Below are 13613 nucleotides of genomic sequence, written 5' to 3' on the forward strand. Positions count from 1 at the left end.
AGGAGCGTGGCCATGGCCTTCGATTCGATCTTCAAAGCCGACCTGTTCCAGGGGCACACCGTGATAGTCACCGGGGGTGGCAGCGGCATCGGTCGTTGCACCGCCCATGAGCTGGCGGCGCTCGGTGCGCGGGTGATCCTGGTGGGACGCAAGCCCGAGAAGCTGGAAAAAGTCGCGGCAGAAATTGCCGAAGACGGCGGCAACGCCCATTGGCTGGCCTGCGATATTCGCGATGAAGAGGCGGTGAAGTCGCTGGTCGCGCAGGTCCTCAAGGAGCACGGGGCGATCCACGGCCTGGTGAACAACGCTGGCGGCCAATACCCGTCGCCGTTGGCTTCGATCAACCAGAAAGGCTTCGAAACCGTGCTGCGCACCAACCTCGTCGGCGGCTTCCTGATGGCCCGGGAAGTGTTCAACCAATCCATGAGCAAACAGGGCGGCGCCATCGTCAACATGCTCGCCGACATGTGGGGCGGCATGCCCGGCATGGGCCACTCGGGCGCGGCGCGCGCCGGCATGGACAACTTCACCAAGACGGCCGCCTTCGAGTGGGGCTGCGCCGGGGTGCGGGTCAACGCCGTGGCGCCGGGGTGGATTGCGTCCAGCGGCATGGACACCTACGAAGGTGCATTCAAGGCGGTGATCCCGACCCTGGGCGAACATGTGCCGCTCAAGCGCATCGGCACCGAATCGGAAGTCAGCGCGGCCATCGTGTTCCTGCTCAGCCCCGCCGCTGCCTTTATCAGCGGCAGCACCCTGCGCATCGACGGTGCCGCGAGCCTGGGCAGCCGCGCCTGGCCATTGCACAAGGCGCAACCGCCGAGCGAGCCGTTCAACGGCTTCCACCGCGCGTATTTGCCCGATGTGCTCAAGGCGGAGCAATAAACCATGCCAGTGCTTGAATCCTTGATCGACCCCCACAGCGCCCAGTTCGCGCAGAACCGTGAAGCCATGCTGGTGGGCATCCAGCACCTGCGCCAATTGGAGCAGAACCTGCTGAACAAGGCCGAAGAGGCCAGGCCCAAGTTCGACAAGCGCGGGCAACTGCTGCCCCGTGAGCGCCTCAATCTGCTGCTGGACCCGGGCGCGCCGTTCCTCGAACTCGCCAGCCTGGCCGGCTACAAGCTGCACGACGACAAGGACGGCAGTGCCGCCGGCGGTGGCTTGATCGCCGGTATCGGCTACGTCAGTGGCGTGCGCATGCTGGTGGTGGCCAACAACAGCGCGATCAAGGGCGGCACGATTTCCCCCACGGGGCTGAAAAAATCCCTGCGCCTGCAACAGATCGCCATGGAAAACAAACTGCCGGTGGTGACCCTGGCCGAGAGCGGCGGTGCCAACCTCAACTATGCCGCCGAAATTTTCGTCGAAGGCGCGCGCAGCTTTGCCAACCAGGCGCGCATGTCAGCCATGGGCTTGCCGCAGATCACCGTGGTGCACGGTTCGGCCACGGCGGGCGGGGCGTATCAGCCGGGGTTGTCGGATTACGTGGTGGTGGTGCGCGGCAAGGCCAAGCTGTTCCTCGCCGGGCCGCCGTTGCTCAAGGCGGCCACCGGCGAAGTCGCCACCGATGAGGAACTGGGCGGTGCCGAAATGCACGCCCAAATCGCCGGCACCGCGGAATACCTGGCGGAAAACGATGCCGATGGCGTGCGCATCGTGCGTGAGATCGTCAGCGCTTTGCCATGGAATGATCAACTGCCGCAGGTGCCCAAGCGCGCCTACGACGAACCGCTCTACCCCATCGAAGAGCTGCTGGGCCTGATCCCGGACGACCCGAAAAAACCCTACGACGTGCGCGAGGTCCTCGCGCGCCTGGCCGACGCGTCGCGCTTGCTCGAATTCAAAGGCGAGTTCGATGCCCACACCGTCTGCGGCCACCTGCACATCCAGGGCCGCGCCGTCGGCGTGATCGGCAACAACGGCCCGATCACGCCAAAAGGCGCGAGCAAGGCTGCGCAATTTATCCAGCTGTGCGACCAGAGCCGCACGCCACTGCTGTTCCTGCACAACACTACCGGTTTCATGGTCGGCACCGAATCCGAACAGCAAGGGGTGATCAAGCACGGCGCGAAGATGATCCAGGCGGTGGCGAATGCGCGAGTGCCTAAACTGACGATTGTGCTCGGCGGCTCCTACGGCGCCGGCAACTATGCCATGTGCGGCCGTGGCCTGGACCCGCGCTTCATCTTCGCCTGGCCCAACAGCCGCACGGCGGTGATGGGCGGCGCGCAGGCGGGCAAGGTGCTGCGGATCGTCACCGAGGCCAAGCAATTGAAAGACGGCCTGGTGCCCGATCCCAAGGTGCTGGACATGCTGGAGCAAGTCACCGCGCAGAAGCTCGACAGCCAGTCCACCGCCCTCTACGGCAGTGCCAATCTGTGGGACGACGGGCTGATCGACCCCCGGGATACACGGACCCTGCTCGGCTTTCTGCTGGACCTTTGCCACGAGGCCCAGATGCGTGAACTGCAACCCAATACCTTCGGCGTAGCGCGCTTCTAGGAGAACAATAAAAATGCTTTTTACCCAGGAACATCAGGAACTGCGCCGCACCGTGCGCGCCTTCGTCGACCGCGAGATCAACCCCTATGTGGATGAATGGGAAAAAGCCGGGCGCTTTCCCATCCACGAGATCTTCCGCAAGGCCGGCGACCTCGGCCTGCTGGGCATTTCCAAGCCGGAACAATTCGGCGGCATGGGCCTGGACTACAGCTACTCCATCGTCGCCGCCGAAGAATTCGGCAGCATCCGCTGCGGCGGCATCCCCATGGCCATCGGCGTGCAGACCGACATGTGCACCCCCGCCCTCGCCCGCTTCGGCAGCGATGAACTGCGCGACGAGTTCCTGCGCCCGGCCATCAGTGGCGAGCAGGTCGGCTGCATCGGCGTGTCGGAAGTGGGTGCCGGTTCAGATGTGGCGGGGCTCAAGACCCATGCGCGCAAGGACGGCGACGACTACGTGATCAACGGCAGCAAAATGTGGATCACCAACTCGCCCAGCGCCGACTTTATCTGCCTGCTGGCCAACACCTCCGACGACAAGCCGCACATCAACAAATCGCTGATCATGGTGCCGATGAACACACCGGGGATCAGCGTCAGCCAGCCCCTGGAAAAGCTCGGCATGCGCAGCTCCGAGACCGCCCAGGTGTTCTTCGACAATGTGCGCATACCACAGCGCAACCGCATCGGCCACGAAGGCGCGGGCTTCATGATGCAGATGTTGCAGTTCCAGGAAGAACGCCTGTTCGGCGCGGCCAACATGATCAAGGGCCTGGAGTACTGCATCGACAGCACCATCGAGTACTGCAAGGAACGCCAGACCTTTGGCAAGGCGCTGATCGACAACCAGGTCATCCACTTTCGCCTGGCCGAACTGGCCACCGAAATCGAATGCCTGCGCGCGCTGGTCTACCAGGCCACCGAGCAATACATCAAAGGCCAGGACGTCACGCGCCTGGCGTCCATGGCCAAGCTCAAGGCCGGGCGCCTGGGGCGTGAAGTCAGCGACAGCTGCCTGCAATACTGGGGCGGCATGGGCTTTATGTGGGACAACCCGGTGGCGCGCGCCTATCGCGATGTGCGGCTGGTGTCGATTGGCGGCGGCGCCGACGAAATCATGCTGGGCATCATCTGCAAACTGATGGGCACCTTGCCGGGGAAAAAACCATGAATACCCTGTTGCTGGAATCACACAACGGTGTGCTGCACATCACCCTCAACCGCCCGCAATCGCGCAATGCGATGAGCCTGGAGATGGTCAACGAACTGCATGCCGTGTTGGCACAGCTGGATGGCCACACCCGGGCGCTGGTGATCAGCGGCGCCGGTGGGCATTTTTGCGCCGGCGCGGATGTGAAGGACCTGGCCGCCGCGGGCAGTGATTTGCAGGCGCTGAACCGGGCGTTCGGCACCTTGCTGCAAGCCGTCGAAGCCGTGCCGCAGGTGGTGATCGTAGTGCTGCAAGGCGCGGTGCTCGGCGGTGGCTTTGGCTTGGCCTGTGTGAGCGACATCGCGTTGGCTGATCATCAGGCGCAGTTCGGCTTGCCGGAGACAGGCCTGGGGTTGCTGCCGGCGCAGATTGCGCCGTTTGTGGTCAAGCGTATCGGCCTGACCCAGGCACGGCGGCTGGCGCTGACGGCAGCGCGGTTCGATGGGGTGGAGGCGCAGCGATTAGGCGTGGTGCACTTTACCGAGCGCGATCCCCAGGCATTGGCCGAGCGCCTGGATGAGGTGTTGGGCCAGGTGTTGCGCTGCGCGCCGGGGGCGAATGGGCGGACCAAGGCGTTGTTGTTGGCCAGTGTGGATGAGCCGCTGGAACGTGTGCTGGATCGCGGGGCGCAGTGGTTTGCCGAAGCGGTGCGCGGGGAGGAAGGAATTGAGGGGACGCGGGCGTTTGTGCAAAAGCGCAAGCCTGGGTGGTGCGAATGACGCCTTCGCGAGCAAGCCCGCTCCCAGATTTTGAAATGCGTTCCACCTGTGGGAGCGGGCTTGCTCGCGATGAGGCCCGAACCAACACCCCATCAGCCGAGGGATAACCCCATGCCCACATTCAGCAAAATTCTCATCGCCAACCGTGGCGAAATCGCCTGCCGCATCCAGCGCACCGCCCAAGCCCTGGGCTATCGCACCGTGGCCGTCTACAGCGACGCCGACGCCGACGCCCTGCATGTGCAGATGGCCGATGAAGCGGTGCCTATCGGCCCCGCGCCCGTGCAGCAGTCCTACCTGAATACGGCGGCGATTCTCGCAGCGGCTCGAATAACCGGCGCCGATGCGATCCACCCCGGCTATGGTTTCCTCTCGGAAAACCCCGACTTCGCCCGCGCCTGTCTGGCGGCCGGCCTGACCTTCATCGGCCCCAGCGCCGAGGCCATCGAGCTGATGGGCAGCAAGCGTCGGTCCAAACTTGCCATGCTCGACGCCGGTGTGCCGTGCATCGCAGGTTACCAGGGCAGTGCCCAGGACGACGCCACCCTGCAACGCGAAGCCGAGCGCGTCGGCTACCCGCTGATGATCAAGGCCAGCGCCGGCGGTGGCGGGCGCGGCATGCGCCTGGTGCACAGTGCCGAGACGTTGCTGGAGAACCTCCATACCGCACGCTCCGAAGCCAGCAACGCCTTTGGCAGCGACGAACTGATCCTCGAACAGGCACTGATCGAGCCGCGCCACGTCGAGATCCAGCTGTTCGGCGATAGCCACGGCCACTTGATCTACCTGGGTGAACGCGACTGTTCGATCCAGCGCCGCCACCAGAAAGTCATCGAAGAAGCGCCCTGCCCGGTGATGACGCCCGACCTGCGCCACGCCATGGGCGAAGCCGCGCTGAAAGCCGGGCGCGCGGTGAATTACGTGGGTGCCGGCACTGTGGAGTTCCTGCTCGACCGCAATGGCCGGTTCTACTTCCTGGAAATGAACACCCGCCTGCAAGTGGAGCACCCGGTCACCGAGCTGATCACCGGCCTCGATCTGGTCGACTGGCAATTGCAGATCGCCGCCGGCCAGCCACTGCCGCTGACGCAACAGCAGGTGAGCCTGACCGGCCACGCCATGGAAGTGCGCCTGTATGCCGAAGACCCGACCCAGGGCTTCCTGCCGCAAACCGGCGAAGTGCTGCGCTGGACGCCAGCAGCGGGGGTACGTATCGATCACGGCGTCAGCGAAGGCCAGCGCATCAGCCCGTTCTACGATCCGATGCTGGGCAAAATCATCGCCCACGGCGCCACTCGCGAAGAAGCACGGCGCAAGCTGCTGCGGGCGGTGGAAGACACGCTGTTGCTCGGCGTGACCACCAATCAGCGGTTACTGGTGGCGTTGCTCAGGCATCCGGATTTTATCGGCGGCGATTTCAGCACCGGTTTTATCGCCGAACACTTCAACGACATCGCGCAACCGCCCGTATCAGCCGAACAACTCGCCCTGGCCGCCGCGCTGTTCTATCAGCACAGCGCCGAGCGGCATCCCCCGGGCCTGGCGGGCTGGCGTAACAACGTCGGTGTGCCGGGCACTTACCGCCTGGAGGTCAACGACACGCTGCATAGCGTCAGCGTTGCCCCGCTGGCGCTGACCAGCGACGGCCGCCACGTCAGCGCCGTACTCAACGGCATCCGCCGACGCATCGCCTACCACCTCGACGGCGACCAACTGTGGCTGCCGGGCCTGAGCGTGACCAACCGCACCCAGCAAGTCGCCCGCCGCCAGGCCGACGCGCGCAGCGGCACGGTCAAGGCGCCGATGGATGGGGCCATTGTCGATGTACGCGTCTGCGCCGGTGACAGCGTCAGCAAAGGCCAACTGTTGCTGGTACTCGAAGCGATGAAAATGGAGCATCCACTGCTGGCCGGCATCGACGGGGTGATCAAGGATGTGCAGGTGATCGCCGGCGATCAGGTGCGCAACCGCCAGGTATTGCTGGAGATCGAATAACGCCTAGGCGGAACTACGCGGCCGGGCTACGCTCTATCCCCATCAAGAAGGGAAGAGACGGGAACCTGCACGATGCCTCATTGGCTTGTTATTGACCTTGAAGCCACCACGGATGACGGCGGCTGGCCCGTGACAGAGATGGAAGTCATCGAGATCGGCGCGAGCCTGGTGAACCGCCAGGGCCGCGAACTGGATCACTTCCAGCGCTTTGTGCGGCCCCTGCGCCGGCCCTTGCTGACGCCCTTCTGCCGCCAGCTGACCCACATCACCCAGGCCAATATCGACGGCGCCGCGCCGATCACCGAGGTGTGGCCGCTGTTCGAGCGCTGGCTGGCCCAGCATCAGGCGCGCCTGGAAGGTTGGAGCAGTTGGGGTGACTACGACCGCAAGCAACTGGAGCTGGAATGGCAGCGCCATGGCCTGGCCAGCGCACTGGCGCAAACGCCCCATGTGAACCTCAAGCAACGCTTCGCCAAGGCCCGGCGGCTGGACAAGCCGCTGGGGCTCAACGGCGCACTGCAATTGGCGGGGATGCAGTTCCAGGGTCAGCAACATCGGGCCCTGGAGGATGCGCGTAACACGGCACGCCTGCTGCCGCTGATTTTGCCGGTCTAGGCAGCTCCCCTGCCCTTGGGCATACTGGCCGACCTTTCCAGACCCTTTTTCCGAGGATTCACCCATGTTTAAAGTCAACGAGTACTTCGACGGCACCGTCAAGTCGATCGCTTTCGGCACCGCAGAAGGTCCGGCGACCATCGGCGTGATGGCCCCGGGTGAATACGAATTCGGCACCGCCCAAGCGGAAATCATGCACGTGGTGTCCGGCGCGCTGACCGTCAAGCTGCCTGAAGCCGGCGAGTGGGAAACCTTCGCCGCCGGCAGCCAGTTCAACGTACCGGCCAACAGCAAGTTCCAGCTGAAAGTCGCCGTAGACACTGCTTACCTGTGCGAATACCGCGGCTAAGCCGTCGCGTGCGGAAAAAAAAGCCCGTCTCGCAGGAGACGGGCTTTTTTTATTCCAGGATCGTTACCGGCATCCCGACGGCCAGTTGGCCGATGCCATCGTTGACCAGGTTCTGCCCGAAGATCGCGCCGTTCTCGGTCTTGCGATAGGTCTCCAGGGTGGCGAAGGGTTCACGGTCGGCGCTGCGCTCGCCGGTCTGCGGGTCGATGGTGGTGAGGATGCAACGTGAGCAGGGCTTGACCGCACGAAACTCCACATCGCCGATGCGCAGGCGTTTCCAACCGTCTTCGGCAAAGGCCGCGCTGCCTTCGATCACCAGGTTGGGGCGAAAACGCAGCATTTCCATGGGACGGCCGATGCGTTGCGACAGGTCGTCCAGGGACGCCTGGCCGATCACCAGCAACGGGTAACCATCGGCGAACGCGACCTGGTCATCGTCCTTGCCGTAACCCGCTTCGGTGGTGCGGGCGCGTTCCAGGGGGATCTGTACCAGGCGTGTGGGCTTGCCGATAAAACGGCTGACCCAGGCCGCCGCGGCATCACCCGCATCCGGCACGCGCAGGGTGTCGCGCCAGATGGTCACGCCGCGCAACTCGGCGTCGCTGCCGGGCAGCGTCACGTCCAGCGCGGGGTGGCCGGGTGAGCTGAGGGTCAGGCCACCGGCGCTGTTCCACAGAGCCGACAGCTGGCTCATCTTCGCCACCGCCCGCTGGGTGAGGAAACGCCCGCTGGCCTCGTCCACCAGCATCCAGCGTCGGTCGCCGTCCAGCCCGAGTTTATCCAGGCCGATCTGTTGCAAGACCTCGGCCTTGCCGGACTTCAAGGGGTAACGGTACAACGCGCTGAGACGAAGCATGGGCCTGCGTTCCTTGGGACGAAAGCCACTACCCTATCCCAATCCCCACCTCCTGGCACCTTGTGCTGAACCTGTGGCGACAGAGCTTGCGCCCTCGCCTCAGGTCAAACGGGCGCTTCGTCCAGCATCAGGCGCTGACGCACGACGTCCACCAACTTGTCGGGCTGGAATTTGGACAGGAAGTTGTCGCAGCCGACCTTCTTCACCATCGATTCGTTGAAACTGCCCGACAGTGAGGTGTGCAACACCACGTAAAGACTGCGCAGACGTGGGTCATTGCGGATCTCGGTGGTGAGGCGATAACCGTCCATCTCGGGCATTTCAGCGTCGGTGAAGATCATCAGCAGCTTGTCGGTCATCACATGGCCGGCGTCGGCCCAGGCCTTGAGCATGTTCAACGCCTTGAGGCCGTCACTGGCGATGTGCATCTTCACACCCAGTTGGCCGAGGGTATCGCGCAGTTGCGACAGGGCCACGTTGGAGTCATCCACCAGCAGCACTTCGCGGCCACGTGCACGCTCCAGCACCGGGTCTTCGAGTTTTTCCCGCGAGACCTTGGCGTTGTACGGCACGATTTCGGCCAGGACTTTTTCCACGTCGATGATTTCCACCAACTGGTCGTCAACCTTGCTGATGGCCGTGAGGTAATGCTGGCGCCCGGCGCTGGTCGGCGGTGGCAGGATGGCTTCCCAGTTCATGTTGACGATGCGGTCCACGCCGCCCACCAGGAACGCCTGCACCGAGCGGTTGTACTCGGTGACAATGATGGTGCTGTTCGGACCCGGCACCAATGGACGCATGCCGATGGCCTGGGACAGGTCGATCACCGGCAACGTCTGGCCGCGCAGGTTGACCACGCCGCAGACAAACGGATGGCGCTGGGGCATCAGGGTCAACTTGGGCAATTGCAGGACTTCCTGCACCTTGAACACGTTGATTGCGAACAGTTGCCGCCCGGCCAGGCGAAACATGAGGATCTCCAGACGATTCTCACCGACCAGTTGCGTACGTTGATCTACCGTGTCGAGAATGCCGGCCATTAAAAGCTCCTGATGCGCTAAGGGTTTGTGTAGCTCACTTATGGCTGTTTATCGGCGGCGACCGCCAGATCTTGACCCCGTTAAAATGCCACGTAATTTAATTGATGTCACACTGACATCATGCTTTACTGGCCTGACGCTTCATATGGCAATTTTGCGACCCGCGGCGACACTCAAACCGACGCAAGGTTCCGTCATATAAGGGATTCCCCTATACGCAATCAGGCCCAACCTGATATTCGCAATATCTAATAGCCATTAATGTGACGCCATTCTCACTTGCATGAATGGAGTCAGGCTTTTGTTTGCTATGCCAAGCCCCCCGCCCACGGGTCTTCCAGACATTTACATGCTGGCAACCAAAGCCGCGCAAACGCCGCCAATGATGTGGGCAATGCGCGGTTTTTGTGTGCATTCAAATAAACGTCCTACTAAAAGTTCAGACGCCCCCTACAGACCCAAGTCATATTTCAGCGCTAGTTTTACGCCATTCACCCGATGCGGCATCTCATCGCCCGACCTTACGACCTTACGTTGTGGAGACTTGCATGATGAATAGCGCAAACGAATGGCAAACCGCACTTCCAGAGTTTCTGCTCGAAGCGGAAACACTGCTGGCCAAGTCGGAAGAATGCCTGAGCCACCTGCATCTGATCCGCAACGACAGCGATGCGATCGACTGCATGAAACTCAGCCTCACCAAACTAGCCGAAAAGGCCGATAGCCTGGCCCTGCAGGCCATCAGCGAATTCTCGCGGCACATCCAGTACCTGATCGCCAACGCCGTCAACCCGCTGCAACTGCATGATCAGGCCCTGGATGCGTTGCATGCCTGCCTGACGTTGTTGGCCTGGCAACTGGAGCTGATCGACACGCGTACCGGCGAACTGGGCCTGGACGAAAGCGAACAAACCACTTTGATTGCGACGGTGGCCTTGCAGATCCCGCAGAAAAACTTCGGCCATAAACCACAGCAGCGCCTGCATCACGCGTCATGACTGCATGCTGATTGGGTAAAGTTGTCGCTTTTAATCAATGACTTATCCAAAAACGACAACATTAACTAATACGCGACGTGCACTTATATCCCGGCAAAATAACGCCGGTTATAAGCACACGCTTATACAGCGCGAGCGGCGATATATAACCTTCGTTGCTAAAGTGACGTTTGGCGACCAACGGTAATCAAAGTGTTACCATGCAGCCCTCGAAGTGACTCAACTTCATGATGCATAAAAACTGAAAAAGCATCCGCTATGTACGCCAGCCTCAAGTCACTCCTCGCCAAATCCATTTCCCGCAGTCAGGCACGCCGCATCATTCTCGCGTTGTGCCTGTGTTCGCTGCTGATCAGCCTCTGGGCCTACAGCCGCTCTGCGCCGGTGCCGCTGGCGCTGCTCCTGCTCAACCTGAGCACCTTGAGCATCGTTGCCCTGCAACAGTGGTCCTCGCGTAAATCCATCAAGTTCCAACCCCAGGAACTGGCGGACCGCCTGCTGCAAGTCCAGGAAAACGAACGCCACCGCCTCAGCCGTGAACTGCACGACGACATCGGCCAACTGCTGACCGCCGCCAAGCTGCAAAGCGAATGGCTGCAACGGCGCATGCCCCAAGAGCTGCAAGACCAATGCACGGTGCTGTGCAACACCCTGAGTGAAACCCTGGCGAAAGTGCGCGATGTGTCCGCCATCCTCAACCCGCGCCAGCTGGCGAGCCTGGGCCTGGAAGCGAGCCTGCGCGCGCACCTGCTCAAGACCCTGGAAAACACCCCCATCCACTGGAGCCTGGAGTGCCAGCAACGGCTCACCGGCATCCCCGAAGAAATGGCCGTGGCCGCGTTTCGCATCACCCAGGAAGCGGTGACCAACATGTTGCGCCACGCCCAGGCGCGCAACCTGCGGGTGCGCCTGCAACGCTTGCCGGAAGGCCTGTCGCTGAGCATCTGCGATGATGGCCAGGGTTTTTCGCCCGCCTCCAACCCCGGCCTGGAAGGGCAACGGGGCATGGCCGGGATGGCCGAGCGCATCGATCAACTGGGGGGCACCTTGGCGGTGCTCAGCCAGCCAGGCTGCGGCACGCGGATCGACGCCCTTTTCCCCTGGGCACCCCGCGCCCTCGAACGGGCCAGCGCGCCTAAGGTGCTAGAGTGACGTGCAATTTACTGCTGGTGGATGATCACGCGCTGATCCGCGCTGGCGTGCGCGCGCTGATCATGGATATACCCGGCTATGCGGTGGTCGGCGAGGCTGGCGACGGCGCGCAGTTGCTGGCGCAGTTCGACGCGCTGCAACCGGACATCGTGCTGCTCGACCTGTCGATGAAGCACATGGGCGGCCTGGACGCGTTGCAGCAGCTCAAGCGCGCCCATCCCAAGTGCAAGGTGTTGATCCTGTCGATGCACACCGACCCGGAGCTGATCATGCGCGCCCTGGAGTCTGGCGCCCACGGCTACCTGCTCAAGGACACCAGCGCCAGCGAGCTGGAACACGCCCTGCTGGCGCTGCGCAACAACGAACGCTACCTGAGCCCGGCAATTGCCCATACGGTGATCAACCAGGCGCTGGTGCGCAGCCAGGCGCCCGCCGCGGCCATCGCCCACAGTCATAACCTCACGGCGCGTCAGTTGGAGATTTTGCGTTTGATCGTGCGCGGCAAGTCCACCCGGGAGATCGCCCACGGCCTGGGATTGAGCATCAAGACCGTGGAGGCGCACCGTTCGCAGATCATGAAGCGCCTGCAGATTTTCGACGTGGCGGGCCTGGTGTTATTCGCGGTGCGCGAGCAAATCATCAGCCTCGACGACTAGCGGCGAACCCACCGGCAGGTGCACGCGCAAGGCCTTGGGCAGTGCACTGAAACGCAAGTCGTCGCCCTTGAGCGGCTCGCCGTCGAGGTTGATATACAACCCGTCGGCCACCTTGATCTCGACCCACGGCAACCGCGCCCGTACGAAGATATTGTCCAGACCGCCGTCGGTCATCAGGGTCAGCAACGTGCCGACCACTTCCTGGGGTGCCGGCAGGATGCTGATGTCGAGCAGCCCATCGTCGGCCATTGCCCCCGGGCACAGTACATGCCCACCGCCCGCCTGGCGACCGTTGCCGATGCCCAGCGCGAGCAGGTCGCCCTTCCAGTGGAAGCCCGGCCCTTCCAGTTCGCCATAGGCCGCCTTCAGCTCGCTGAAGCGCGTCAGCCCGGTGAACAGATAGGCGGCGCCGCCCAGCACTTTTTTCAAGTCTTCGGAGGTGTTGGCGGTGACCTGGCTGCCGAAGCCGCCGGTGGCCATGTTCAGGAAGATCTGTTCGCCGGCCTGGCCGAGGTCGATGGCCTTGGGCGGCACGTCCAACAGGGCCAGGGCCTCGGCTGGCGCCAGCGGCACACCGGCGGCGCGGGCGAAGTCATTGGCGGTACCCAGGGGCATCAGCACCAGGCTCGCGTCGGTCTTGGCCTGGGCCATGGCTTCGGCGACATCGCGCAAGGTGCCGTCACCGCCGCCGGCGATCAGGTGGGTGTAGCCCGCGTCCAGCGCCTCATGCACCAGGCGCCTGGCGTCGCCGCCCTCCCACGTGACGCGCACCGCCAACTCCCAGCCCTGCTCACGCCGAGCCAGCACCGCGGCGCGCACGTCCTCGTTGAGGGCTTGCTTGCCGTGAAGGATCAACAGTGCCTTGGGGCTGGTCATAGCGGGCTTACTCCTGGATTCAAAGGTGCATGAAGGATGTGGACCTTTGGCAACCGGAAAAAAGCCATCGGCGAGGCAAATTAATCTGCCGCCCTAGAAATTATCCATCGCGTTGCACATCGGGACTTTGCCCACCGGGGTCGGTTCGATCCGCAGCCATTGCTTGCCGTCCACCGGCAACTCGTCGAGCAGGATCGAACAATCTGCCGACATGGACGCCTGCACCATGTAGTCACGCCCTGGCTTGGGGACAAAGGTCATGGTCTTGGCGCACTGGCGAGGGTATTGCAGCCGGCCCAGATAATGGAACGCGATGGGTTTGTTCGCCGGCACCACCAACTCCGACGTGACCGCACCGGCCCACGAGTAGATCGGCCCGGGCATGCCGAGGTTTTCGCCATTGTGATCGGGAAAACCGGCTTTCACCGACGCCATCACCCCGGCGCCCGGTACGTTCCAGTCCAGGCAATCACGCCCAGGCACGGCGCGCACCAGGCCGTCGGTGACAATGCGCACCCGCGCAGTCTCGCCGCTTTGCGGCGGTACATAGCCGGTGGACAACGAACGGATGTTCGCCACCTGGCCGCAGCCGCTTAGCGCGAACAACACAACAGCAATAACGCTTGGATACTTCATCAGCAC

General features: G+C 63.0%; 14 protein-coding genes. 10 read left to right on the forward strand and 4 right to left on the reverse strand.

Translation table 11 applies throughout. The features are described 5' to 3' along the window. The first annotated feature begins 12 nt into the window (after positions 1–12). The 7 genes from IB241_RS03475 to IB241_RS03505 all read left to right on the forward strand — a co-directional run bounded on the left by IB241_RS03475 (position 13) and on the right by IB241_RS03505 (position 7393). Positions 13–885: an SDR family oxidoreductase gene (locus IB241_RS03475; RefSeq protein ID WP_192296967.1), complete on the forward strand. Its 873-nt coding sequence runs from the start codon at positions 13–15 to the stop codon at positions 883–885. Positions 886–888: 3 nt separating this feature from the next. Continuing rightward, entirely contained in the window at positions 889–2505 is a 1617-nt protein-coding gene (atuC, locus tag IB241_RS03480) for a geranyl-CoA carboxylase subunit beta (protein WP_192296968.1), read from the forward strand. A gap of 13 nt (positions 2506–2518) precedes the next feature. Then, on the forward strand, positions 2519–3676 hold the full coding sequence (atuD, locus tag IB241_RS03485) for a citronellyl-CoA dehydrogenase (RefSeq protein ID WP_192296969.1): 1158 nt from the start codon (positions 2519–2521) through the stop codon (positions 3674–3676). Then, the gene (locus tag IB241_RS03490) at positions 3673–4434 is read left to right on the forward strand and encodes an enoyl-CoA hydratase/isomerase family protein (RefSeq protein ID WP_192296970.1); all 762 of its coding nucleotides are present in this window, start codon (positions 3673–3675) and stop codon (positions 4432–4434) included. Before atuD ends, IB241_RS03490 begins: the two co-directional genes overlap by 4 nt. A gap of 111 nt (positions 4435–4545) precedes the next feature. Then, the gene (locus tag IB241_RS03495; protein ID WP_192296971.1) at positions 4546–6429 is read left to right on the forward strand and encodes an acetyl/propionyl/methylcrotonyl-CoA carboxylase subunit alpha; all 1884 of its coding nucleotides are present in this window, start codon (positions 4546–4548) and stop codon (positions 6427–6429) included. 72 nt (positions 6430–6501) lie between these two features. Next, positions 6502–7044 carry an exonuclease domain-containing protein gene (locus IB241_RS03500; protein WP_192296972.1) on the forward strand — a complete coding sequence of 181 codons (543 nt, stop codon included), beginning with the start codon at positions 6502–6504 and terminating at the stop codon, positions 7042–7044. Positions 7045–7108: 64 nt separating this feature from the next. Beyond that, positions 7109–7393, forward strand: a complete 285-nt coding sequence (locus IB241_RS03505; RefSeq protein ID WP_192296973.1) for a pyrimidine/purine nucleoside phosphorylase — start codon at positions 7109–7111, stop codon at positions 7391–7393. A gap of 49 nt (positions 7394–7442) precedes the next feature. Here IB241_RS03505 and IB241_RS03510 read toward each other — a convergent pair whose 3' ends face one another. Together IB241_RS03510 and IB241_RS03515 are read right to left on the reverse strand one after the other, a co-directional pair. Further along, positions 7443–8249 carry an MOSC domain-containing protein gene (locus IB241_RS03510; RefSeq protein WP_192296974.1) on the reverse strand — a complete coding sequence of 269 codons (807 nt, stop codon included), beginning with the start codon at positions 8247–8249 and terminating at the stop codon, positions 7443–7445. 104 nt (positions 8250–8353) lie between these two features. Beyond that, complete coding sequence (locus tag IB241_RS03515; RefSeq protein WP_192296975.1) at positions 8354–9289, reverse strand: chemotaxis protein CheV; 936 nt, start codon at positions 9287–9289, stop codon at positions 8354–8356. Positions 9290–9837: 548 nt separating this feature from the next. On the opposite strand from IB241_RS03515, the gene IB241_RS03520 reads away from it, so the two are divergent. The 3 genes from IB241_RS03520 to IB241_RS03530 all read left to right on the forward strand — a co-directional run bounded on the left by IB241_RS03520 (position 9838) and on the right by IB241_RS03530 (position 12095). After that, positions 9838–10287, forward strand: coding sequence for a hypothetical protein (locus tag IB241_RS03520; RefSeq protein WP_192296976.1), 450 nt, complete (start codon positions 9838–9840; stop codon positions 10285–10287). A 258-nt stretch (positions 10288–10545) separates the two neighbouring features. Beyond that, positions 10546–11439, forward strand: a complete 894-nt coding sequence (locus IB241_RS03525) for a sensor histidine kinase (RefSeq protein ID WP_192296977.1) — start codon at positions 10546–10548, stop codon at positions 11437–11439. Beyond that, on the forward strand, positions 11436–12095 hold the full coding sequence (locus tag IB241_RS03530) for a response regulator (RefSeq protein ID WP_192296978.1): 660 nt from the start codon (positions 11436–11438) through the stop codon (positions 12093–12095). Before IB241_RS03525 ends, IB241_RS03530 begins: the two co-directional genes overlap by 4 nt. Here IB241_RS03530 and yegS read toward each other — a convergent pair. Continuing rightward, positions 12054–12971: a lipid kinase YegS gene (yegS, locus tag IB241_RS03535; protein WP_192296979.1), complete on the reverse strand. Its 918-nt coding sequence runs from the start codon at positions 12969–12971 to the stop codon at positions 12054–12056. The two genes, IB241_RS03530 and yegS, sit on opposite strands and share 42 nt — an antisense overlap. A 93-nt stretch (positions 12972–13064) precedes the next feature. Then, on the reverse strand, positions 13065–13607 hold the full coding sequence (locus IB241_RS03540; protein ID WP_192296980.1) for a hypothetical protein: 543 nt from the start codon (positions 13605–13607) through the stop codon (positions 13065–13067). Positions 13608–13613 lie beyond the last annotated feature (6 nt).

The sequence above is a fragment of the Pseudomonas sp. PDM05 genome, assembly GCF_014851685.1.
Classification (GTDB): Bacteria; Pseudomonadota; Gammaproteobacteria; order Pseudomonadales; family Pseudomonadaceae; genus Aquipseudomonas.

Coding starts and splice junctions, on each gene's coding strand:
- IB241_RS03475 (WP_192296967.1), top strand. CDS start 13: ATGGCCTTCGATTCGATCTTCAAAGCCGACCTGTTCCAGGGGCACACC.
- atuC (WP_192296968.1), top strand. CDS start 889: ATGCCAGTGCTTGAATCCTTGATCGACCCCCACAGCGCCCAGTTCGCG.
- atuD (WP_192296969.1), top strand. CDS start 2,519: ATGCTTTTTACCCAGGAACATCAGGAACTGCGCCGCACCGTGCGCGCC.
- IB241_RS03490 (WP_192296970.1), top strand. CDS start 3,673: ATGAATACCCTGTTGCTGGAATCACACAACGGTGTGCTGCACATCACC.
- IB241_RS03495 (WP_192296971.1), top strand. CDS start 4,546: ATGCCCACATTCAGCAAAATTCTCATCGCCAACCGTGGCGAAATCGCC.
- IB241_RS03500 (WP_192296972.1), top strand. CDS start 6,502: ATGCCTCATTGGCTTGTTATTGACCTTGAAGCCACCACGGATGACGGC.
- IB241_RS03505 (WP_192296973.1), top strand. CDS start 7,109: ATGTTTAAAGTCAACGAGTACTTCGACGGCACCGTCAAGTCGATCGCT.
- IB241_RS03510 (WP_192296974.1), bottom strand. CDS start 8,249: ATGCTTCGTCTCAGCGCGTTGTACCGTTACCCCTTGAAGTCCGGCAAG.
- IB241_RS03515 (WP_192296975.1), bottom strand. CDS start 9,289: ATGGCCGGCATTCTCGACACGGTAGATCAACGTACGCAACTGGTCGGT.
- IB241_RS03520 (WP_192296976.1), top strand. CDS start 9,838: ATGATGAATAGCGCAAACGAATGGCAAACCGCACTTCCAGAGTTTCTG.
- IB241_RS03525 (WP_192296977.1), top strand. CDS start 10,546: ATGTACGCCAGCCTCAAGTCACTCCTCGCCAAATCCATTTCCCGCAGT.
- yegS (WP_192296979.1), bottom strand. CDS start 12,971: ATGACCAGCCCCAAGGCACTGTTGATCCTTCACGGCAAGCAAGCCCTC.
- IB241_RS03540 (WP_192296980.1), bottom strand. CDS start 13,607: ATGAAGTATCCAAGCGTTATTGCTGTTGTGTTGTTCGCGCTAAGCGGC.